Here is a 23317-nt window from a genome sequence, read left to right as displayed (position 1 = left end):
GATTTTAAATAGACTTCAATATGCTGAATAGACTTTTGATTAACAACTTATTTTTAATTAAACAGCAGTTTTTAATTAATAAAAAATTCTCAATCGGGGAAAGCCCTGATATACTCAGTTTTGATGGTAACGCTGACCAACGACCTTGCAATCTGAATGGTGGATCGCCATTCTTGCTTAAAGCCTGCTCACGCGTCACTGGTCCGCTCTTTACTGGGCGAGGAATGCACTACCACGTGCGTTTCTGTTTGGCTCCCCTGGAGCAAACAGCACGTGGTAGTGCATCCTCGCGTCGAGTTGAGCGGCCCAGTCCTGAGAATACTTCGAAGGGAAATTCGGTCGCGTTACCATCATCATATTCTTACTCTGGCATTCGTCGTTTTTTCTCTAAGCTTTTTACAAAAAATACTGCCCCTGACTTTTACTCTATCTTTGGTTTTGTTAGCTACAGGAGTGCGCTGTAATGTCTGCAAGTTCGCCAGGAAAGCTAACTCGTCAACAGCTTTATGATCTGATCCGTGAGTCAAGCAAAGATGAATATATTCTCAGCGAAATGATTCGCCTGGGCTACTGGAACGAAGACAGCGGAAAACCTAGTTTGCCTGCCGAGCTAATAGCTCGAAAAGGGGAGTTAGAACGAGAGTTTCAGGCGTTGCTGAAGAAGCAACAACAGTATCAAGATCCTCAAAAAGCACTTAAAGAATTACACAAGCAACGTAAAGCCGAAGCATTAAAACGCAGAGAAGAAACTAAGCAAAATAATAATGAAGCACGTTATCAAAGAGCTGTTAACTGGCATAATAAAAATCAAGCTGAAATAACTTATTTGGGCGAAGACTTTTCTGCTGGTTTACAAGGAAGTTTCACTGATAGAGAGCGACTGACTAATCAAGAGCTGCCCGTTATTGATAGTAGCCTCGCGCTAGCGAAAGCAATGGGAATCAGTATCAATGAATTAAGATTTTTATCCTTTGGCCGTAAAACATCAAAAACTACCCATTATCAGCAGTTTTTAATTGAGAAAAAAACAGGCGGAACTCGACGTATTTCCGCCCCCATGCCTCGGTTAAAAAGGTTACAGTATTGGATACTCGGAAACATTCTCGAAAAGCTGCCTTTACATGATACTGCTCACGGGTTTGTTGCTCAACGTTCAATTGTTACTAATGCTAAACCTCACGTTGGTGCTGATGTTGTTGTCAATATGGACCTCAAGGATTTCTTTCCGACGGTCACCTACAAACGAATTAAAGGCTTGTTTTGCAAACTGGGTTATAGTGAACAAGTCGCGACGGTGTTGGCATTGTTATGTTCAGAGCCGGAAATTGACGAAGTTGAGCTGGATGGTGAAACTTTTTACGTTGCTCGCGGTGAAAGATATTTGCCACAGGGTGCGCCTACCAGTCCTGCAATCAGCAACTTATTATGTCGCAATTTAGATCGCCGAGTTTTTGGGGCATCGAAAAAATTAGACTTTACCTATACTCGTTATGCTGATGACTTAACATTTTCCGGTACACGAAAGTCGGCTCACCAGTTACGCAAACTTTTGTGGCGTGTTGAGCAAATTGTGATAGATGAAGGTTTTGTTGTTCACCCTGATAAAACGCGAATCATGCGAAAAAATGCTCGTCAGGAAGTAACGGGGCTTGTTGTTAACCAAAAGTTGTCGGTTGACAGGAAAACTTTAAAGCAATTTCGAGCATTGCTATTTCAAATTGAAAAAGATGGTATTGAAGGCAAGGTTTGGGGTAAGGGTCAACTGATCCCTTCCATTGAAGGTTACGCTAACTTTGTCGCTATGGTTAATCCTGAGAAAGGTTTAGCATTACAAAAACGAGTTACGCAGATTAAAAAGCAGTATGGTTTTGAAGTTAAGCCCGGCAAACTCGCTGCGCTTAATAAGAAAATAATGCGTGTAAAAGCGACTCGTGGAGAAGCTCCTCGAGAGGATTGGTGGCAAGCAGAGCCAAAGCCTTCACCAGTGAAAGAAAATACAGCTGAACAACTGAAAGCACAAAAAAAGGCTAAGGCAATAGAGAAAAAGGAAGCAGAGCAGTCTCTCCCTGAACATAGTACCAACGAACAGCGAGAGATCGAAAATACAGAAGACACAAATAACATTGGAACTTTGATGATCTACATTGCAATAGGTTTATTACTCATTGTCATTTTCCTGGGGAGTTAATTTATCGAACAAATTTTTTGTTTTATGTCTTTTGGTGTTATGAAAGCCGGGCTCAATAGAGTCTTTAGTGCTATCTTCTATTCGGCTTCACTCTGTTATTCCGGCAAGAACACTGAATTAAGTACTTGAATAATTGTAGAGATATATCTAGTATGTCCGTCTATGAAGTACGAAATAATAACAAAGTCTTGGTCTAAGAGACGTAAATTAGACACCGCAAAAGAAATTACCAATATTCAATTCCTGGATTTTATCAAGCAACATAATCACTTTTGTAAAATGCAAATCACTTACTCTGATGGCAGTGAGGAAACACTTTTGTCCAGAGTTGTCTTCAACGAAGTTAAACAGCACTGGACAGTAGATGGGATGAAAGTTGCTGTTAGGTTGTTGAATGTGTGAGTGATAGCTTGATAAAGCAGAGCTAAATTCAGTGCTGTAATTCGCCATTTGGTTTATTCTGATAAATTTTTTTTCGTTTAGCATTGCGTTTTTCTATATTCCCATTTAGACTACGCGCCATCTGTACATCAAATAACCGCAAAGGAGAATATCAATGAATAGATATAACATCTTTTGCAGGTCATTCTTCGAGTAACACCGCTTTACTTTTAGCTTTGTATTCTCTTCCTAAGTTCGGCCTGCCAATACAGTTGGTTTTTAAAACGATTTATAAACCAATTTTAATAGATTAATTTTCAACAAAACTACCTGATAGATAAACTGAATTTTCGGTTACTGTCTGAAGGTTATTTGTTTATGGTATGGAATTGAATCATGGGCAATCCTATTCAAAAATTGTCTGATAATGTCAGTTTAGTGGCGAATGCAGACACCTGGATCGAAGGAAAAGCGATCCAACAATTAGAAAAAACAGCACAACTTGATAGCATTGTTAAGGCCGTCGGTATGCCAGATCTTCATCCGGGAAGAGGGTATCCTATCGGTGCAGCATTTTTATCACGATCAAAAATTTACCCGGCACTTGTTGGTAACGATATTGGCTGTGGTATGTCGCTATGGAAAACTGATATCAAGTTAAGAAAAGTCAATCTCGACAAATTTGAAAAACACCTTTCAACGATTGATGCACCATTGCATGAAGATTGGAAGGAATATATTGATAGTCGACTCGTTGAAAAAGGGTTGATGAAAACGAACTTTGATCAAGCATTAGGAACCATTGGCGGTGGTAACCATTTCGCTGAGTTGCAGCAAGTTTCTGATATCTATGATGAAGCGGTTTTCAACGCGCTAGATATCAGCAAAAATAATTTGGTGCTGCTTGTCCACAGTGGCTCTAGAGGTTTGGGCGAGAGTATTTTACGAAATCATGTTGAAGAGTTTGGTCATCAAGGGCTAGATGAAAAGTCAGAGGCATTTTCACACTACATGAAACGGCATGACGATGCGCTTAAATTTGCTGAATTAAACAGAGAGTTAATCGCGAAGCGAATACTCAAGAGACTTCGTGGAAATGGTGAGTTGGTGATTGATGTAAATCACAATCTGGTTTCTCAATTTCGGGTTTCTCAAATTCAGGTTTCTCAAAATCAGGTTTCTCAAAATCAGGTTTTCGAAAGCCTGGATTCGGAAAATGGTAAGGGATGGATTCATCGAAAAGGTGCCACACCTTCGGATTGCGGTATTGTTATGATCCCTGGCTCGCGAGGGGACTATAGTTACCTGGTTAAACCTGAACTTAATTCGAATTCGAGTGCCGAATGCTTGTATTCATTGGCTCACGGTGCTGGGCGTAAATGGAGGCGTTCGGATTGTAAATCTCGATTGTCAAAACGTTATAAAAAATCTGATTTGGAACGAACCGGGTTTGGAAGTCGAGTCATTTGTAAAAATAAAGCATTGATTTATGAAGAAGCGCCTGAAGCGTACAAATCGATTAGCTCGGTCATTGAGTCGATGAAGGCTGCGAATTTGGTTACGCCTATTGCTCGTTTTAAACCAGTGCTTACCTATAAAACACAAGGAGGTTGTTAGTGATTTTATTGCAGTTATCGGCCGGACAAGGTCCTGCCGAGTGTTGTTTGGCTGTTTCAAAAGTGTTGAAGGTTTTGTTAAAAGAAGCTGAGAGTTTACAGCTCGAAGTTAAAATTATTGATCGAGAAGCGGGACCCGAAGCCGACACCTTAAAGTCGGTGTTACTGAATGTTAAAGGAAGTGATGCGCTTAGCTTTGCAGAGAGCTGGCATGGAACAATTAAATGGCTATGTAAAAGTCCTTATCGTCCTAGCCATAAACGGAAAAACTGGTTTATTGGTGGTGTTTTTTAACAAATATCAGAGACTTTATACCCTTCTGATATTCAGTTTGAGACCTGTCGAGCGTCAGGCCCTGGCGGCCAACATGTTAATAAAACCAACTCTGCAGTGAGAGCTACTCACGGCGCGACTGGCATTAGTGTGAAAGTACAATCGCAAAGAAGTCAGCATGCGAATAAGCGGTTAGCCAGAACACTTATCCAACATAAACTAGATTGTCAGGAAAGGGAAAAGTTGAGTGCCCAACGAAATAGTCAAAACCAATCTCACTGGCGAGTTGAACGTGGTAATCCTATCAAAGTGTTTAAGGGAGAGAAATTTCTTGATATTACCGTGCGTTAAATAGTCGTTTATTTAACTCTACGCACCTTAAACTTTCGTCCCTTAATTTTTCCATTAGACAGAAGTTGCAACGCATGGCTGGCATTTGCCTTATCGATTGCCACATAAGCTAGAAAGTCGAATCGATCGATTTTGCCGATACTATCACTTTTTATTGATTTATCGGCAGTCAAGGCACCAAGAATATCTCCAGCCCTTAATTTATTTTTCCTTCCCCCGTTAATGCACAAAGTTACCATCGGAGGCTTCACTTGATAGGCGCGTGAGGTATTGAGCTCAGACAGATTACCTATTGGCATCGAATTTTTCAGATAATCTTCAATCCCGATAACTTTTCGTGCTTCAGAAGGTTGGAATAAACTCAGTGCTGCGCCCTGATTACCGGCACGACCGGTTCTGCCGATACGATGCACATGAACTTCTGGATCGTTAGATAGCTCGTAGTTAATTACCATTGGAAGATCTTTAATATCCAGCCCTCGCGCGGCGACATCTGTGGCGACTAAAATTGAGCAACTTTTGTTGGCAAATTGAGTTAGGATTTGATCGCGATCTCGTTGCTCGAGATCACCATGTATCGCCTTTGCAGAAATGCGATGACTCAACAGTAAATTGGCGACATCTTGGCACTGTTGTTTTCGGTTACAGAAAATCACACAAGCTTCAGGTTGATAATGTTGCAATAATGAAATTAGCGCTGATTCTCTTTGTTCTCGATCGACTTCAAAAAATCGCTGTTCAATTTGAGTTTCCTGATGTTTAGTTTCAACATAAATGTCTACTGGATTATTCTGAACAGATTGACTGATTGCTTTGATTTCTTTGGGGTAGGTGGCTGAGAATAACAAAGTTTGCCGTTGATTTGGTGTGCATTGAATGACTTTACGAATATCATCTGAAAATCCCATGTCTAACATACGATCCGCTTCATCAAGCACCAGAGTTTTCAGTCGTCTTAATGTTAAGGAGCCTTTATCCAGATGCTTCAACACTCTGCCTGGTGTGCCAACAACAATATGTGGATTATGCTCCAGTGAAGCTAATTGTGGTCCCATCGGTTTTCCGCCACAAAGTGTTGTGACCTTAGTATTAGGAATGGCTCGTGCCAACCGACGTAATTCATTACTCACTTGCTCGGCCAGTTCTCTTGTTGGGCAAAGAACTAGCGCTTCGGTTTCATAATGAGCGATCGTTAAGCTGTGTAGCAAAGCAATACCAAACGCAGCGGTTTTTCCACTGCCGGTTTTAGCCTGGGCGAGTAGATCTTTTCCTTGCAAAATCACAGGCAGGCTTTTTGCCTGAATTGGTGTCATCGTTTGATAACCCAGTTCTTTTAGATTATTCAGCTCAGCAGGGGTAAGTGGTAATGATGAAAATTCGGTCTGAGTCACGAGTCGAGATCCTATGAGCTTAGAAAGTTTTGTCGTTACTAGCTCAGTAAATATACAGTATTTTGCGCGCGATTATACGCTTATACGAAGATAATGCGAGATAAATAGCGGACTTTGTTGGTTGTGTGGACAAAAAAGCCGCGTAGTAGAAACACGGCTTTTGAGCTCAGAGAAAATAAAGCCAATTATAAAAATTGTTTAATAAACAAATTGTAGTCCTCCTTCATCGGAAGATTTAAGTCAACTTTCAATCGATTCCTTGTTGTCGACACCGGTATTTGAGTGATGGGGTTGAGCGTTTGTTTTTGATATGTTTCCCAATAAACACCTGTGCCTCGTTTTTGCCAAGCTGGAACATCATTAAAGTTAATTCCCTTGCGGTAAAGCAACTCATTTTTTTCAGCGACGGTCAATCTTATCAATCGGTTGGAAGCTTCTTGTGGAGACTTACCTTCTTTTCTCAGGTTCCAATAACAATATGAGTTTAGAGCATTTCTGTTGGCGTCTTCGTTACGCCAACGAAAATAGTCTATGACCAACTGAGAGTTTGGTAGCTGGCATATTCGACAATCGAACACTCCTTTGTCGCCGAGCAGCAAACTAAACTTGGCACTGGTTTCTCCAGCAAGAATAGAATTGAGCTTTCGCAACTTTCTTTTGAAGCCATTGTCACTTAAGTCGAAGAGCAAAGATATTTCATCACTTTGAGTATATCCAAAAATAACTTTAAACCCACACTGCATCAAAGACTTAACAGTCTCGATCATTAAGTCCCTGAAACGCGCATCGTATGGTGCTTCAAATTGGTGTACTTCTTTGGTTAGATGGGTAAAGCCCCTTCCATCAATTCTCGCAACAATATAGATTTCAGGAAGTACACAAGTGTCATCTGCCATCTCAAACATACGCATTTTTTTATCTAATTCACTGAATTTCATTTTTCCATTCTTCCACATCAAATCCACCTGAAGTGATGGATACGTAATACAAATTGTCAAATCCTTCCGAATATTTGGGAATTTCTAGTTTGCTGCGAGTACTTTTTAACGCGATTGTTGGTAACTTTTCGCGACCTTTACGTTTCAGGTTTCTCTTCAGGCAATCACTAATTTTTGATTGAAAAAAGTATCCATCCACAGAAAACTTGTTAACCTTAAAAGCCTCAATGTATCTTTTTCTGTCTTCCATTGTTGGGTTGGTGTTGTCAATAACACAAGGCTGTTTTCCTTTTAAACAAGCGTCAAAAATAATCTTTTCTCTATGTCTGGTTTTAAGCATGTCGAGATTTATTCTCAAGTATTCCTTATAAAATCTATCGAGAAAAAAGGAGGACTTTCCGCTTGCTTGAAGTCCCACGAATATTATTCCCTTCATTGACGCACCTATTTTTTAATGCACTAAAAAAGCCCTCGCAGCATGCTGGGAGGGCTTTCTTCGTGAACGGACTAGTTATTTCACTTAAGCAATAGCTCCTCCCAGCCAAATATGGTTTGACTGATGTGAGCTATGCATTTGAATGGTATTTGAATATTTCATGGCTCGATACTATTTCTGGATGGTTAATAATGTCAACTAATTATTTTTTACTAAGACAGTTAATTTTTTGGTGCCATTCAATATGTGTTTGTTGCTTTTGCTTGGCTAGATTGGCAGAATATGCATTGTTCTATTTAGGACAAACCTCTCCGTGTTATCGCGGCTGCTGAACCCGATAAATCGAAGAGGAAAAAACATGAAGATTAGAAATAGAGCGTGGAGAAGATATCAACGAGACGTGAAAGTTAACGTCCGGGATAGCAGGGTCCACGAAAACGTATACACAGATCAACCTTTGGTTTCAGGAAAGCTTTCAAAAACTAAAGACGTTCCCGAATATCGTCTAAGCGAGTTTAAGTGCTCAGAGAAAAACTGGAAGCTTGTTTATTCACGAAGGTATAAGTTAATTCGTGCCAAGCAATTGGGCAGGGAATATCCACCTAAAACAATTCGTCAGGTTCTGGATATTGAAATCCCAATAGATGATGACGAGTCATGTATTGAGGAGTGTCAATAGTGCAAAATTTACTTTTTATCTGTAGCCGTAATCAGTGGCGTAGTCCTACGGCAGAGGAAGTATGGCGAAAGCATCCTGAATTCAATGTTCGATCTGCGGGAACAAGCCCTAAAGCAAGAAAGACTGTCAGTTCATCGGATATCCGATGGGCTGATGTTGTTTTCGTTATGGAGCAGAAACACAAAAACAGGTTAAGAGCTGAATTCACTCGAATGCTGGATCACAAACCAGTTTATGTATCGGATATTCCAGATGAATACAAGTTTATGGATGAAGAACTCATTGATGAATTGAAAGATTCAGTTAACGGGATTTTGGATAGTTTGTCGTGAAGAAAATGAAAATATCTAAAATAGAAAATGATGTTCAAGATAAGAATTGCGAAGCTTGGAAAAAGCTCTGTGAGTATGTCGATGAACTAGCTGCTAGCGGAGGAAAGGAGTTCTCACCGCTTGAAGCTTTAGGTCCAGAGTTGTTTGCGCAAATTCATACTCTTCCAGAGTCGATTGCTAAGTTAAAGAAAGTAAAGAAGATGTGGTTGTATGGGAGTAAACTTAAGCGAATTCCTCCAGAAATTGGAGAAATGACGGAACTTAAATATTTTGACCCATATACATCATACGAATTGCATTGGTTTCCCTATGAAATCACAAATTGTAAAAAGCTGGTAGATAGCCGAGTGAGCACCAGAGCCCTATTTGGCAATGTAACTAATAGAATGGGGTTTCCTTATCTAGGAGAAAATCCAGTTAGATATTCTGGCGATATTGTCCACTGTAGTCTGTGCAGAAAGGAAATGTCATATGACGAGACTTATCAGCTCTGGATCACGCTAAGAGTAGGTACCGATGATTTACCAATGTTGGTTAATTCCTGCTCTGAAGAATGCACAAGTCAACTACTTAAACCTCCTGCTTATTTTGTTTCTAGACCCCATAAGGGTGGTTCTCGACTTCAACAACCGAATCTAGATGAAGACGATGTCTGGGATATGAAAGCTGAAGCAAGAAAAGAACCGAAAGTTGAAGGCGGTCCTAAGTTATTTAGTGTAGTAAGAAAGATTTGGGAAAAAGATGAATAAAGATTTAATTAAACTAACTAATATTAAATCAAAAATTGCCTGAGAGTCCTGAGGTATGTCTCGAATATCTAAGTGATGAAAAGGTTAAGATGCAGATTAGAGAGCAGCAAATGGTTTTTCAGGCTGCGACCGGTAGTTTGGATGTTATGTAGGTGGGGGGGGATCTATCTGTATAGATATTAATATATTTAATGAGATATTTTAAGGGCTGTTGGTCTTTTGATGAAATTTGTAGTAAACCGCTTTGGAAGAATAATAAAGTCTTTAAAAACAAGCAGGTAGAGTGTATTCTGTGATGTAACGGAATCAAGAACTTAAACTTGGCATATCGGTTGCTGTTGTACTGTCAAAGAACATATATCAATTGTGATGATAAGTTTGAGGATACACTGCGGGACTTAAGAGCAATTTCCGAATTTGCCTCTAACGCAGAAAAACGTCTTGTTCTTTACTATCCCCAGTGTATCCGCTTATTTCATGATGAAGACCAGAATGAGCGGGACAAGAATGTCGCAACTATCAAAAATAAAAACTCAAAAACAAGAAATAAACATTTCGCAGATTGAGGGTGAAGATCTCGTGTTATTCATTAACGCTTGCTTTACCTGTACGGGGCAGCGCGAGTTTTATGAAGATGCTCATCAACAAGACTTATCTATCGAATTTTTACATCAATACATTTTGGGGAACTATCGTCGTCTCTACGCTTTGACTTTAGCGACTGGAATTAACCATTACAATCAAGCGCTAATCATATTTAATCTTTTATCAGCAGGAGTGCCTAAGCATTCTTCCCATAAATTGGAAGAGTCAAATCTAATTCGTATTTGTTTAAGCGAAATGCCTGTTAACCGAGTTTTAAAATTATTTGCTCTTTTGAAAAAGGAGCGCGTCAATAATCGAAGAACTCGAGCGGTTGTTAAGTCTTATCTAAATGCTAGGAAAGATCCTGGGTTTGACGCAGTTAAGTACCGAACAAAAATAAAACAGGCACTGACTCATGTACACGAAAAAGTAGAAGGAGAGCGTGCGCGATTTTTATTTGATAGCACCGAAGCTAAATCTATACCATTTGAAACATCGATATTTGACAGTTTTCAACGTGCAAAATATAGCAAACAAGCGGTATATGAATTGCCGTTTACGGTAGCGGAAAGTTTTGCTGAGCGTCATTCGATCCCACGCGATGTATTTTTAAAAGGTATTGAAGGACAACTAACAAAAAACGAGAAGCTTCGACTACAAAAGGCTGCAGCTAGAGAGAAGCAAGTAAAGATAGATGTGGATTTTGGAAAGTTAGATTTAACTCGACTTGTACTTTATTGGTTATCTCTTGGTTATGAAAAGCAGGTCGAAATGAAAGATAAATTCGAAATGGCTTTAGAGACGCAGGCTGAAAGTTTGTTGAAAGGTACTCAAGTCACTAAAGATAAAATTGCATTAGTCGTTGATCGAAGTTTTTCAATGTGGGGAAGCAAAGAAAAGAAACGACGCCCTTTAGCAATTGGCTTTGCAGTTCATCAGATTCTGAAAAGAGCTGCGAAAATGTATAACGTGTTTTGGTCTTCGCCTTTAAAGCAAGACCTACATCTTCAACCCAAAGGTCAGTCCAATATCGCTGAGCCTTTTATTGAAGCTTTAAAAAAAGAACCGGATATGGTGTTGATTATTTCAGACGGATTTGAAAACGATCCGGTAGGACTTACATCTCACATTTATCAATCATGGTTAAAGATACAAAAGGGGAAGGCGAATACAAGCATCGTACACTTAAATCCTGTTTATGATGCAAATAGTTTCAATGTAAAAGGATTAGGTGGAGGAATTACTTCTGTCGGGATCCGAAATGCAGAGGATATTGCGATTACTTTGGAATATTGTCGATTTGCAGATGGAAGAGCAACTATCGATTTTCTAGAGAACTATGTTTATCAGAAATATATGGAAAAACTAGCAAATGGCTAACAACATACTCGAACAAATTAACTTGGAGCAGTTCGAACTAGCACCTTCACAAATGTGGGGTAATGTTCGTCTTGTTCCAGTTATAAAGAAAAAGCCATCTGAAGATTTGCGATTGGGTTTAAGGAAGTACGATGACGATGCGACCTTTGTTGCTCTCGATGGAAAGCAGGGACCAGAGATCCCCAATAGCATTTATTACAGTTACATCCCACACGGTATGGTAGCGAGATGGTCAACGGATAATCGACCTGTGGTTCCTTATGGTTGTGAACTGAATAAGGTTAGGAAAAAGACCAACAAAGAGGATTGTCGAGTTCGAATTGAGCACCGTATGGCTAAAAGGGAAGAAGCTCGTCAACTTCGCTTCTTACCACTACATTTGGCAATGGAAGGTTTTCTGAGCCTATGTTTTGGTGGACCTAATGTAGCTTGGGAGGAATACTCTGAGTCGCTCTTAAGAAAAGGATTAGGAGTGCGCTCGGAAAGTTCGTATCGCGGTCGTTGGATTAGCGATTTGGAAGATGCGCTTCGAGTATTTGAAATCCATGAAAACCAGGTAGGCGTAGTGATATTTGTTGCTGACGCTCCCGCATCAATTTTCATCGTGCCACATCGGACGGATTACCGTTTGATGCATGCGAGCTTGATAGAAGACTTTTATGGCGAGCTAGTCTTTTACAACGGGCAGTATATGTACGATGTTCCTGCATTAGACTTGGGGTTAGATAGAGTAAGAGTCGACAGTGTAGAGGACTTGAGTAAATTGGTTGACGCAGCAAGAAATAGTTATGAGTCACAACAGACTGAATTATTGCAGGACATGGTGCAACCTAAAGTTGACTCTAAGTTAATAAATAAGTTGGGCCCGTTTTCTCTACAGAGATTTGTCACTGACTTAAGTAACGACAAAGATAACTTTATTGGTGAAGCGCTTGTAAGAAATGACGGGCAGATTGAATATCTGAAAACATATCAATTATCTAAAGCGCAAGCTAAGAGAGGGTACTTGTTAAAAACTCTAGCAAAACATGATTGGAGTTTAGAAGAGGTTTCTGAGACATTAGAGTGCAGCAAAAACGAATTGATACTGAGATTAAAGAATGCTGGTTTTGGGTATTTTATAAAGCCTCATATATTAGAAGCTGCTAAGAAAAATCATTAAGTATGGAAACAAATTAAATATAAGAAGTAAATAAAATGGAAAGAGAATTAGAAGAATATGATTACTATTTAATCATCGATTTAGAAGCGACCTGCTGCGATCAGAATAGTTTCCCTAGGCACGAAATGGAAACGATAGAAATTGGCGCCGTTATGGTCGAAGCAGAGAATCTAAATGTAGTAGATGAATTCGAGTGCTTTATTAAGCCAGTTAGAAATAAACAGCTAACTAATTTATGCACTGAGCTGACTAGCATTACACAGTCTCAGGTTGATATGGCTGAAGAATATCCTCAAGCAGTGAAGGTATTTCAAAAATGGTTGTATCAATACTCAGGATATATCTTTTGTTCTTGGGGAGATTACGATAGGAAACAACTCATTCAAGATAGTCAGTATCATCGTATCGGTTATCCTATCGACGCTGAACACATAAATATCAAGAAATTGTTTTCGAGCAGTCAGGGGCTAAAAAAGAAGTTTGGAATGGCCCGAGCGTTGAACAAGGCAGGCTTGGAGTTAATAGGCACCCATCACAGAGGTATAGATGATGCGCGAAATATGGCTCGATTAATGCCCTATATTACTGGTAGAAAAAAGCTATAGTTCAGACGCATTAATTAACAAAAATAAATATCGAAGAAAGAAATATTAGTATGGATAAGTTACAAGAAAACGAACAGGAAGTCTTGGCAGCGGTACGTCGGTTTGCTCGATCAATTTCAGGAAGTATTGAAGTTGACAAGCCAGCAGATCTAGTTGTGTTAAGTCGGGATATCAGGGCGCTTACACCAGCACAAATAAAGCAAACTACGATTTAACTAACTATGTTAAAGGGCGAAGTTGTGTTCTCGGATTTAGGCACAAAGTACTCTATTGATAGTTTGCTCTATGCCATGGAAGGCTTTTACTATTTCCTCCTTACTCTATGATTTAAATTAAATGCTGGATACTCTGTAAATGTCGGTATTTTTTACTTTTTCGCGTCGAAGATTCTTGTCGATAAATCTGTTAAGATAGGCGCCGAAAAGCCTCATTAGAAGGCTTGTTTACTGTTCATGTCTTATTAGGGATCTTCTTAAGTTTTTCTATTCGATATTAATCAGTTAGGGGATGCAGCTCACTGAATAGTGACTGATAGTTATTTATTACAATAAAATAATAGGGTAGTAGCAATGAAAAGGCTTTCATTTCAATTAGTTGCCGCGCTTTTTCTTTCTTTTATAGTCGCTTGTGGTGGCGGTGGTGGAGGCTCCGAGCCTCCACCACCAGTTGATTCTCTGGATACGACACCTTCCGTATTCTCTTTTGACGTCGTAGATGGTACTGAGGTTTCGACGGAAATCGAATCTAATCCTATTACCGTTTCAGGCATTGATGCGGCAGCGACGATTAGCGTTTCGAATGGTGAGTATTCAATTGATGGTGCTTCTTACCAATCTTCAGTTGGTACTGTAAACAATGGTCAAAGAGTTAGTGTCAGGCTGACATCTTCTTCAGATTACTCTTCAACCTCAGAAGCTCAACTAACAATTGGCGGAGTGTCTGCGACATTTAGCGTGACGACTCGAGCTAAAGATACTTCCCCAGATGCATTTAGCTTTACTAGCCAGAATGCAACAGAACTGTCTGCAGAAATTCTTTCTGAGCAAGTACTAGTTGAGGGGATAGATAACGAAACAACTATCAGTATTACCAATGGAGAATATTCCATTGATGGTAGTGAATTTCAAAATGGAAGCAGTACGATTAATCCGGGGCAGAGAATTCAACTTAAACAAGTTTCCGCGAGCAGCTATGTCACTCTAACTGAAAGCGAGTTAACCGTCGGTGATTTTTCAGCTACTTTTTCCAGTACTACGCGCGAAAAAGACGAGACTCCAGATTCTTTTGTATTTAACAGCCAGATAGACGTTGAACTTTCTACTGTCGTTGAATCAGAACAAGTGGTCATCGGTGGAATCGATAATGACACGCCTATCAGTATTTCCAACGGTGAATTCTCTGTCGATGACGGCCCGTACCAGTCTTCTGCTGATACGATAAACTCAGGCCAGACTATAAAAGTTAGATTAACTTCTGCATCTGAGTTTTCGACCCAGTCAGACGCTGAATTAACAATTGGTAGTGCCAACGAAACATTCAGTGTTGTCACTCGTGAAAGGGATAACACACCTGATGAAGTAATTTTTTCTGAAGTGACTCAAGCTCCGGTTTCAACAGAAATATTTTCGGAAGTTGTCACAATCAATGGGATTGATAGTGATACAGCCATAAGTATTGAGGATGGTGAATATTCGATAGATGGTGGCTCTTACATTTCTACGCCATCGGTTATTTCAGCCGGGCAAACAGTGCAAATCAAAGTGGTCTCCGCTGAAACCAATGGGAGCAGATCGGAAGCAATTCTGACAATTGGTAGTTCTTCTTTTTCTTTCCGCGTTATTACCTTGATCGATAATTATCTTGCGGACTACATAACTTACGATGGTACTGACATTATATTTTTGTTGGATAAAACTAATCGAGTCGTATATCAGTGGTCCATAGCGGATGGAGCTTACACGAAATCTTTAAGCGTTGGTCTTGAACATGAAGGAGCAATCATTACTCCTAATTTGATGGTCTACTCCGGTCAACATAATCGATTGTACCTGGGCTACGAATCTGGAGCCATTCAATATATTGATTTGAACTCCGAAGGGGCTGAGGTCGCTTTTGCCAACACGCCTGTTGCGGTAACAGGGTTGGCTGCCGTTGGAAATTATCTACTCGCTGAAGATAGAGACACTCACTATATTTTTGACACAAATGGAGTGATTTCTGACAGTCGAAACAACAGTTATTACTCTAGAGCATATGCGTGGAGTGAGAGTAATTCTCGAGTCTATTACTTCAGAGATAACCTAAGACCAAATGATTTACATTACCAGGTGATTGACCAAGAGACCGGATTGATCACTGATTTCGGAGAGACTAACTACCACGGAGATTATGATATTGAGCCACCATTAAAAGTCTCGCAGTCTGGAGAGTTTGTTATATTGGGAAGTGGCGATGTCTACCGTAATGACGACTTAACTTGGTTTGGCTCGATCGGTAGCAATTTTTCTGCTGTGGGTTGGTTAAGTGATAATTCGGTAGTAACGGTTTCTAATGCTGAAGGTGCTGCAACTTTACAAAGAAAAAATGCTGTATTAAAGAAAACAATCGATCAGAAAAACTTTCAAGCGGAAGCTAAAGCTATTTATGGCACCCTGTCAAAAATGACTTTAGTTATGGTCGAAAATGGTTTTACCACTTTCCACATATATTCTCCAAGCGATGATAGTGATAATGATGGCGTATCAAATGATGACGACGCATTTCCTCTAGATCCTGCGGCTTCAATTGATAGTGACTTTGATGGGTATCCGGATAGCTGGAATCAAGGGTATGACGAATCCGAGAGTACGACAGGTTTGGTGCTAGATGCCTATCCGGAAGATTTTGAATGCTACCTTCTCGAACACGGTGACGGTGTCTTTTGTGATTACTCTGCGACGATGCCGGATTATTCTCCAGATAGAGTCGTAACTGATGGGACTAATTTATATCTATTAAGCGAAGAAAATAATCGCATTTATCGCTGGTCAATTGCAGATAACAGATATATCAAGCCAATGGTGGTGGGTTATGAATCGGGTTTATCTATCGTTTCTCCAACAACTATTGTTTACTCAGAACCGCATAATCGACTTTATATGGGGTATGATACAGGTGATGTGAAGTACTTTGATTTAATCGCTGATGATTTGCTGGAAGTCGACTTTGTTACTATGGAGCAAGCGGCAGAAGGATTAGCGGCTGCCGGTAATTTCTTGATGGTTCAAAGTAGAAGTGGTTTTTCAGATCAACACGTGTTTTATGATGCTGATGCAAATCAGACCGGGTTAAGGGGAATGGGAAGGTTCTCGAAAGATTACGCGTGGAGTGAAACAAATTCTCGACTCTATTACTTTAGAGATGGGTCACATCCTAACGATGTCCATTACGACGAGATAAATCCCGACACCGGTGAAGTCGTTGGATGGGGAGAATCACCGTATCATGGTGTGTACAGTTTTATGTATCCTCTTAAAGTCTCATTTGATGGAGAAAAAGTTTTAACAGGTACCGGTAATTATTTCAATGGTGATGATCTAAATTATGCCGGTTCAATCGGTACTCGGATAGCCGCCGCTCAATGGATGGAAGACGGGTCTCTAGTGACCATGACCAATAATGTTGATACATCAACGTTACAAAGACGCGATACTTCCCTTCTCAATCTAGTGGAGCAACTTACATTTGACGGTGAGGCTGTTGCAATGTTCGGCGATCAATCAGGAATGGTATTGGTCATGATTGAAAATGGCACTGTTGCTATTCGGCATTACCTACCAAATTATGATACTGATGGTGACGGTGTTTTAAATACTGAAGATGATTTTCCAGATGACCCTGCCGCGTCAGTAGATAGTGATCATGATGGATATCCCGATGAATGGAATGCAGGATATGATGCCAACGATAGTACCACTGGATTAGTTTTAGATTCCTATCCAAATGATTCCGCTTGTTATTTGATAGAGCATGGAGATGGGGTGACTTGTGATTATAATTCTATGGTCCCTAATTTTGTTCCCGATCAAATCGTCTCTGACAGCAATTTCATTTATTTATTGAGTGAAGAAAACAACAGGGTCTATCGTTGGGAACTGTCTGAGTCGAGATATACCAATCCATTTATCGTAGAGATCGACAATGGTGTAGAGAAGATTGCGCCAACCCATATGACAGTTTCTTCTGTTCAGAGTCGTTTGTATCTGGGTTACAACACAGGTGCCATTCGTTACATCGACTTGACCGGAACTGGAGAGCAGACTCCATTTACCAGTATTGCTCGCGCAGTCAGTGGTTTATCTATGATGTCGAATTACCTGAGGGCTCAAAATAAAAGTGGTTATTCAGATTTTCATTATGTGTTTGACCAAAATGGCGTTCAAACGGATAACGAAGAATACTATCCATATACGATTTATGGACATGTTTGGAGTGAGGTTTTCGATAAACAGTTTCATGTTAAGAATGCCGTAAATGGTGTTAAGGATTTGATTGCAAATGACTTTGATCCTGCTACCGGATTAATCGGTGCTGCGCGACGCCAGGGTAACGATTATGAAGGAACGATAAGAGCCCCTCTGATTCTCTCGGAAGACGAATCAACACTGCTTGTTGGAAATGGTGATCTGTTTAGCACACAGGATTTAAGCCATACCGATTCTTTGGGGATTCAAATAGTTGACGCACTTTGGTATGACACAACGATTGTTACAATTCAAAATGAAGACTCAAACACTGTTTTCAAAGTATGGGATAAAGATCGACTAACTGAGCAATTGAGCTCTAACTACACTGGAGAATCCTTAAGACTTGTCAGAAACAACAAAGATCTTGTTTTGGTTCAGTCCACGGCCTCTGGTGTCGAGTTTGTTAATATCGTATTTGGTGATCATGATGAAGACGGTATGCCTGCCTGGTGGGAGACACTGTATTCGCTAAATGATGGTGACGCTTCGGACTCAACGATAGATTCAGATTTAGATGGACTTGATAACTCAACTGAGTTTGGTTTATTTACACTTCCCAATCAAGAGGATACCGACTCGGATAATTTAACTGATGGAGATGAAGTAAACGTTTATTCGACTCAGCCATTAGTGAGCGATTCCGACAAAGATAGTTTATCAGATGGAGATGAAGTTTTAATACATCTCACAGATCCTAATAAGCAGGATACTGACGAGGACACGTTTAGTGATTCTTATGAAGTGATTGTTGGTTTGAGTGATCCTAGAGATATCGCTTCTGTACCTCCATTGATTACTAGTTTAAGTCAGTCATTTGAAGGAGCTAATATTCCACTTCTTTGGGAGCCAACGGAATCAAGTGACGTTGACTGGGAATTAGACTCAACCGAAGCATTTGATGGAACAAATAGCTTGCGAACAGGGAATCTTGTTCAAGGTCAGGAAAGCAGGATTGCTACTAGCTATTATTTTGCTGCCGGTACTTTGAGTTTCCAGGCTAAGGTCGATATTAATAGTGGGGACTATTTATACTTTTACATTGATGGGGAGTATAAGGGCACGATATTCGGCAATAGCTGGAAACTTTATTCGTATGAGTTAACCGAAGGTATGCATCAGATTGAATGGCGGTATATCAAAAATAATTATGAAGTAAGTGATGCTTTTGTCGCTAGAGTCGATTTAGTGACATTTACTGCGCAGTGAGCGCGAAATTTATTTCTGCTAATAAGGGCTAATTTTAAAAAGACGGGAATATTTCCCGTCTTTTTAATTCGAGCTTATATCCATTAATTGACTATAAGCATCGATAAACTCCTCAGTGTTTTGACTTTTATCTTTCGATTTTCGCTGATAGTGTGAAATTAAATTAGTCAAATAATCTCTGTGAACAGGATTTTTAAAGTCCCACATAATTGATCCTACGGAAGAGATAGGAATGTTTTTTTAGTAGAAATTAAAACTGCTTCGTAATAACGCTCGTTTTCCAGAATGATTTGCTCATTGATTAAACCTAGATTCAACTCGATTAGAGCCTGTCGAACTTTGTATTGATTTAACACAGGACACAATAGAAATTCGAGAGGTGAAAGCAGCAATAGGGCATGAGTCTGATTATTTCGCGTCAAGCTCACATTAGTACAAAATAATTCGATAGCCGGGGTAAAATGTATCAGATATATTTTATCTGTGAACATTTTATTTAACAGCTATCTGAATAACATTATTTATTATTTTTAAACAAGCCATTACTACTCAATTTTGTAATTTAAATTAATTAACCGCGGAATAATAAACCACAGAAAGATACTTTGTGATTAACCTACGAATGCGCATGAATTATTAAACTCATGCAGTCTCAAATAAATTTTCAGCCTAGCCTTACTTTCCAACCAAGCTATTTATCCAAATTTAAAATTGAACGCGGTAAGTTAAATTTTAATTCAATAAATCTTATTTATATTATAATATATTGTATACAATGCATGCTGCCTGATGTATTGTTCATGCTTACACATAATCAATTCGATAACTAAAAATTTTAATAAAAGGGGAGTGATTGTTCCCCGACATTACCAATAAAAAATAACTAGGACCGATGAATCCAGCAGCTAATTTTTACTGGCTAATGTAAAGCCAGGTTGAAATGCTGGATGCAAAAAATAAAAAAGGGAGCCTCGACTCTCATGACAAACAAAAACAATTGGAGGAAATTTTAATGCTTTACAAATCCAAAGTAGTTCGCCCCATATTATTGCTATTTTCAGCAATAAGTTGTGTTGCATCTGCAGGAGTTTCTCAGGAAAAAAATAACGTCAATGAATCACACTTCAGTTTTAGTAGTGTTAAGTTTGCTGATCTGAAATTAAAAAGCGCTACGGTGGGAAATGTCTGTGGCACTGATTTTAATGGCCAAAGTTGGTCACAGGTTCAGAAAGAAAACAAATCAGATCTAAAAAATAAATCAAGCTTATCAAGAAAAATTTTAAACCAGCTATCTTTGAAAAAAAACAAGGCAGCTGCTGTCGGCGATGGTGCCCCAGGACGATATTATATTCCGGTGGTTGTTCATGTATATGGGTCTCGCTTCAATTGTGATAACGGCGGTAACTGCTTAACCGATGAAAAAATTATTGATGCTTTAAATAAGACGAACGAGGATTTTCGCGGACTGAATACTCAAGACGGACCCATTGCTGAAGAGTTTCAGGCAATAAGAGAAAATCTTGATATTGAATTTGTTTTGGCGAAAAAAGACCCTGACGGTAATTCAACAAATGGTATCGTTCGCTACGATCGTGAGCAGGCTGGTTATGGAGATGGTTCAAAATTTAATGCACAAATTGCGGCCGACTCCTGGGATAATTATAAATATATGAATATCTACTTCATGCATGATTTGTATGATGACGGTAAAACGAATAATTCCGGCGTTGCCTGGTATCCACAAGTGAGCATGTCAGAAGCGGGAACTGCTCGAGTTGTTTACAACGGCGATTACGTTGGAACTAATACCAGCGAAAACTTCCGCTCAGTATTAACTCACGAGTTTGGACACTGGTTAAACTTGCCTCATGTTTTTGACGGAGATAGTTGCTCCGTTCACCAAGAAGCATTTTGTGCGTCAACGGGTGATAGAGTGTGTGACACACCACAAATGAGTAGCAGTATTCTTCAGGGCAACGCGACTAACTGTTTGGGACAACCAACCAACACCGAAAATTTCATGCATTATTCCAATAATTATGCGATGTACACCGGTGACCAGGTTAAACGTATGACTGCGGCGCTTCATGGTGCAGCACGAGCAACTTTATGGTCAAACGAAAACTTGATCGCGGTTGGATTAGAAGACTTAACCAGTAATGCAGAGCATCCTTGGGATGGTTCTGGAGTGGACACGAAACCTCAGGGTGAACTGATTAAAGAAGTAGAAAATATTTCTGCACAAAAAGGCGAGACAGATACTGTGACCGTCGATATTCCTGTTGGTACAGAGGCGGTTGCTTTTTATCTGGATGGCTACACCGAAGATCCTGATTTATATGTTTCAAAAGGCGTCGCGCCTGAAAAAAATGGCGATACCTGGACCGCTGATTTTATTTCTTTCCGCTCAAGTGGTACGCCGGAACTAATCACGATAACCGGGCCTTCAAATAGCGAAACTTATTATACAACCATCGATGCGTTTTCAGATTACAGCAACGCGCATTTACAAATTATCGGCGCAGAAGATCCGACTTTGTGTGATGGCTGTGAGAGGATTTTCTTGCTAGAGGAGAAAGATCTAGGCGCGACCAAAGGTGATGAACCAAAGACCTACAAAGTGACAGTACCTGCTGACGCGGTGCGAACGATAGTGGTTATTGCGGGTGGATACGAGGGTGATCCTGATCTTTATGTTGGTGTGAATTCGGTTCCTACTACGGAAACTTTTGATTGTGGCCCTTTTAGTGCCCCCAGACTGAGTGAGTATTGTGAAATAAATTCCGGTGGAGAGTTAAATCTTTTGCTTGTGCCTTTCCTTGATTATAGTGGCGCGACTTTAACCGTTTATTATGAGCGACAAGTTGCATCAGAGTTACCTGTCGCAGAAGCAAACGGTCCCTATACTGGAAACGTCGGTAACAGTATTCATTTCAGTAGTGCTGGTTCCGTCGACAATGATGGAAGCATCACCGGTTATCAGTGGGATTTCGGTGACGGAAATACGAGCAACCTGGCAAATCCGGAACATGCGTATAGCTCTAGCGGCGAGTTCACTGCAACATTAACTGTGACTGATAACGATGGAAATATTGCTAGTGATTCTGCGCTAGTGACTGTCAATCAAGAAAACCAGACGCCAACTGCTGAAGCGAACGGACCATACGCAGCTAACACCAACCAGGTCATACAGTTTAGTAGTGAAGGATCGATTGATACTGATGGAACAATCTTGAATTACCATTGGACATTCGGCGACGGTGAAACGAGTAATCAGGCTAATCCTCAACACGCTTATACTTCGGCAGGGATCCATATCGCCGTGTTGACTGTCACCGATAATAATGGTGCGAGTCATAGCGATACAGCGGAAGTCACTGTTAGTGATGTTGAATATTGTTCGGTAACAGGCAATACCAAATATGAGTGGATTGCCAAGGTAGCCGCTAATGGTTTTGAAAATACCAGTGAGGCTGACGGGTATGCGGATAACACCAGCTTAACAATTCCGTTTGTTCAAGGTGACAATTCGATTGAACTCACTGCCGGCGGAAACTACAGCGAGCACTGGGTTGCGTGGATTGACTTTGACGGTGATGGAGAGTTTAACAACAGTAACGAAAAAGTATTGAGCGGTCTTTCTGGTAAAGGAACCGTGACTGGCAATATCAATATTCCGCAAGGGGTAGTCGGCGTAAAAACGCGCATCCGCATCGCCATGAAATACCATAGCGAACCTTCTTCGGCTTGTGGTGACATGGGAGACGGTGAAATAGAGGATTATAGTGTGTTGATCAGTGAGGCGAGTAATGAAGCGCCTACGGCTAAAGTCAATGGTCCTTATTCTGGCGTCGTTAATACCGGTATCGACTTTAGCAGTGAGGGATCAACCGATTCTGATGGCTTTATTCAAAGCTATCTCTGGGATTTCGGTGACGGAAACAGTAGTACAGATGAGAATCCAACTCACAATTATTCCACCAGCGGACAATACACGGTGACTTTAACGGTGACCGATGATGATGGTGTCAGTCATTCTGTTAGCACCAGCGCGAATGTCACCGCAAGTGCCAACGAATTACCTGATGCTTGTCAAACGCAGTCGCCGGTTACTGGCGGTCGACTTGAGCCGGGGGTCGCAACCTGTTTGGGAGAGAAGAGCGTTATCTGGTTAAGTATCGGTAATGTTAATGAACATCAGAGTATTGCGATTACCATGGGACATGGTCAGGGGAATCTTGACGTACTCTATAAAAATGATGGCTGGCCAAGTGATAACGATTTTGACGCTGAATCGCGAGGAGCGACTAATAGTGAGTGCATCGAAGTTTCGGGTGATACCAAGTATTGGTCTTATCTGAAGATTAGTGGCCAGGGGACTGGAGCCACAATTATGGTTGACTTTGACGCTGGCTGTCGCGCGAATTAATGGTTTAATATTCTTTATTGACGGTTTATTGCTTTTTGGTGATAAACCGTCAATTATTTTCGCCGCTTTCCTATTTTATTTATCAATTTGAGATAAATAAAAAAACAAATT

General features: G+C 40.2%; 18 protein-coding genes. 15 read left to right on the top strand and 3 right to left on the bottom strand.

All coding sequences use genetic code 11. The annotated features are described in order from the left end of the window. Positions 1-20: 20 nt before the first annotated feature. The 6 genes from FLL46_RS09405 to FLL46_RS27330 all read left to right on the top strand — a co-directional run bounded on the left by FLL46_RS09405 (position 21) and on the right by FLL46_RS27330 (position 4809). Positions 21-464: a hypothetical protein gene (locus tag FLL46_RS09405; protein ID WP_142893259.1), complete on the top strand. Its 444-nt coding sequence runs from the start codon at positions 21-23 to the stop codon at positions 462-464. Continuing rightward, entirely contained in the window at positions 464-2188 is a 1725-nt protein-coding gene (locus tag FLL46_RS09400) for a reverse transcriptase family protein (protein ID WP_142893258.1), read from the top strand. Before FLL46_RS09405 ends, FLL46_RS09400 begins: the two co-directional genes overlap by 1 nt. Before the next feature lie 162 nt (positions 2189-2350). Beyond that, on the top strand, positions 2351-2590 hold the full coding sequence (locus FLL46_RS09395; protein ID WP_142893257.1) for a hypothetical protein: 240 nt from the start codon (positions 2351-2353) through the stop codon (positions 2588-2590). Between the two features lie 375 nt (positions 2591-2965). After that, positions 2966-4186 (top strand): RNA ligase RtcB family protein, encoded by a 1221-nt coding sequence (locus FLL46_RS09390; protein WP_142893256.1) that lies wholly within the window; start codon positions 2966-2968, stop codon positions 4184-4186. Continuing rightward, a complete protein-coding gene (locus FLL46_RS27335) occupies positions 4186-4479 on the top strand; it encodes a hypothetical protein (RefSeq protein WP_210418656.1) in 294 nt (97 codons plus the stop codon). Before FLL46_RS09390 ends, FLL46_RS27335 begins: the two co-directional genes overlap by 1 nt. A gap of 3 nt (positions 4480-4482) precedes the next feature. Beyond that, positions 4483-4809, top strand: coding sequence for a peptide chain release factor-like protein (locus tag FLL46_RS27330; protein ID WP_210418670.1), 327 nt, complete (start codon positions 4483-4485; stop codon positions 4807-4809). 8 nt (positions 4810-4817) lie between these two features. Here FLL46_RS27330 and dbpA read toward each other — a convergent pair whose 3' ends face one another. The 3 genes from dbpA to FLL46_RS09370 all read right to left on the bottom strand — a co-directional run bounded on the left by dbpA (position 4818) and on the right by FLL46_RS09370 (position 7574). After that, complete coding sequence (gene dbpA / locus FLL46_RS09380) at positions 4818-6200, bottom strand: ATP-dependent RNA helicase DbpA (RefSeq protein ID WP_142893255.1); 1383 nt, start codon at positions 6198-6200, stop codon at positions 4818-4820. Positions 6201-6385: 185 nt separating this feature from the next. Further along, positions 6386-7138, bottom strand: coding sequence for a tRNA(His) guanylyltransferase Thg1 family protein (locus FLL46_RS09375; RefSeq protein WP_142893254.1), 753 nt, complete (start codon positions 7136-7138; stop codon positions 6386-6388). Continuing rightward, positions 7125-7574 carry an AAA family ATPase gene (locus FLL46_RS09370; protein ID WP_142893253.1) on the bottom strand — a complete coding sequence of 150 codons (450 nt, stop codon included), beginning with the start codon at positions 7572-7574 and terminating at the stop codon, positions 7125-7127. Before FLL46_RS09370 ends, FLL46_RS09375 begins: the two co-directional genes overlap by 14 nt. Positions 7575-7932: 358 nt before the next feature. On the opposite strand from FLL46_RS09370, the gene FLL46_RS09365 reads away from it, so the two are divergent. From FLL46_RS09365 to FLL46_RS09330, 9 genes are all read left to right on the top strand, one after another. Further along, complete coding sequence (locus FLL46_RS09365) at positions 7933-8253, top strand: hypothetical protein (protein WP_142893252.1); 321 nt, start codon at positions 7933-7935, stop codon at positions 8251-8253. Continuing rightward, complete coding sequence (locus tag FLL46_RS09360; RefSeq protein WP_142893251.1) at positions 8253-8585, top strand: low molecular weight protein tyrosine phosphatase family protein; 333 nt, start codon at positions 8253-8255, stop codon at positions 8583-8585. Before FLL46_RS09365 ends, FLL46_RS09360 begins: the two co-directional genes overlap by 1 nt. Positions 8586-8590: 5 nt before the next feature. After that, positions 8591-9334, top strand: coding sequence for a hypothetical protein (locus FLL46_RS09355; protein ID WP_210418655.1), 744 nt, complete (start codon positions 8591-8593; stop codon positions 9332-9334). A gap of 507 nt (positions 9335-9841) precedes the next feature. Continuing rightward, complete coding sequence (locus FLL46_RS09350) at positions 9842-11299, top strand: hypothetical protein (protein WP_142893250.1); 1458 nt, start codon at positions 9842-9844, stop codon at positions 11297-11299. Then, entirely contained in the window at positions 11292-12461 is a 1170-nt protein-coding gene (locus FLL46_RS09345) for an ARPP-2 domain-containing protein (protein WP_142893249.1), read from the top strand. The genes FLL46_RS09350 and FLL46_RS09345 overlap by 8 nt, the downstream gene beginning before the upstream one ends. Positions 12462-12496: 35 nt before the next feature. Further along, positions 12497-13066 carry a 3'-5' exonuclease gene (locus FLL46_RS09340; RefSeq protein ID WP_142893248.1) on the top strand — a complete coding sequence of 190 codons (570 nt, stop codon included), beginning with the start codon at positions 12497-12499 and terminating at the stop codon, positions 13064-13066. Between the two features lie 50 nt (positions 13067-13116). Then, a complete protein-coding gene (locus FLL46_RS26935) occupies positions 13117-13281 on the top strand; it encodes a hypothetical protein (RefSeq protein ID WP_168204108.1) in 165 nt (54 codons plus the stop codon). Between the two features lie 354 nt (positions 13282-13635). Further along, complete coding sequence (locus tag FLL46_RS09335; RefSeq protein ID WP_142893247.1) at positions 13636-18777, top strand: hypothetical protein; 5142 nt, start codon at positions 13636-13638, stop codon at positions 18775-18777. Positions 18778-19789: 1012 nt separating this feature from the next. Next, on the top strand, positions 19790-23206 hold the full coding sequence (locus FLL46_RS09330; RefSeq protein WP_142893246.1) for a PKD domain-containing protein: 3417 nt from the start codon (positions 19790-19792) through the stop codon (positions 23204-23206). The last annotated feature ends 111 nt before the right edge of the window (positions 23207-23317 follow it).

Source organism: Aliikangiella coralliicola (genome assembly GCF_007004725.1).
Classification (GTDB): Bacteria; Pseudomonadota; Gammaproteobacteria; order Enterobacterales; family Kangiellaceae; genus Aliikangiella; species Aliikangiella coralliicola.
Note: the sequence above shows the minus strand (reverse complement) of the source record. Positions and strands in the feature narration are given on the sequence as shown.

Excerpts from the sequence above, each read along its gene's own strand:
- FLL46_RS09405 (WP_142893259.1), top strand. The coding sequence starts at position 21 with ATGCTGAATAGACTTTTGATTAACAACTTATTTTTAATTAAACAGCAG.
- FLL46_RS09400 (WP_142893258.1), top strand. The coding sequence starts at position 464 with ATGTCTGCAAGTTCGCCAGGAAAGCTAACTCGTCAACAGCTTTATGAT.
- FLL46_RS09395 (WP_142893257.1), top strand. The coding sequence starts at position 2,351 with ATGAAGTACGAAATAATAACAAAGTCTTGGTCTAAGAGACGTAAATTA.
- FLL46_RS09390 (WP_142893256.1), top strand. The coding sequence starts at position 2,966 with ATGGGCAATCCTATTCAAAAATTGTCTGATAATGTCAGTTTAGTGGCG.
- FLL46_RS09375 (WP_142893254.1), bottom strand. The coding sequence starts at position 7,138 with ATGAAATTCAGTGAATTAGATAAAAAAATGCGTATGTTTGAGATGGCA.
- FLL46_RS09370 (WP_142893253.1), bottom strand. The coding sequence starts at position 7,574 with ATGAAGGGAATAATATTCGTGGGACTTCAAGCAAGCGGAAAGTCCTCC.
- FLL46_RS09365 (WP_142893252.1), top strand. The coding sequence starts at position 7,933 with ATGAAGATTAGAAATAGAGCGTGGAGAAGATATCAACGAGACGTGAAA.
- FLL46_RS09355 (WP_210418655.1), top strand. The coding sequence starts at position 8,591 with ATGAAAATATCTAAAATAGAAAATGATGTTCAAGATAAGAATTGCGAA.
- FLL46_RS09350 (WP_142893250.1), top strand. The coding sequence starts at position 9,842 with ATGTCGCAACTATCAAAAATAAAAACTCAAAAACAAGAAATAAACATT.
- FLL46_RS09345 (WP_142893249.1), top strand. The coding sequence starts at position 11,292 with ATGGCTAACAACATACTCGAACAAATTAACTTGGAGCAGTTCGAACTA.
- FLL46_RS09340 (WP_142893248.1), top strand. The coding sequence starts at position 12,497 with ATGGAAAGAGAATTAGAAGAATATGATTACTATTTAATCATCGATTTA.
- FLL46_RS26935 (WP_168204108.1), top strand. The coding sequence starts at position 13,117 with ATGGATAAGTTACAAGAAAACGAACAGGAAGTCTTGGCAGCGGTACGT.
- FLL46_RS09335 (WP_142893247.1), top strand. The coding sequence starts at position 13,636 with ATGAAAAGGCTTTCATTTCAATTAGTTGCCGCGCTTTTTCTTTCTTTT.
- FLL46_RS09330 (WP_142893246.1), top strand. The coding sequence starts at position 19,790 with ATGCTTTACAAATCCAAAGTAGTTCGCCCCATATTATTGCTATTTTCA.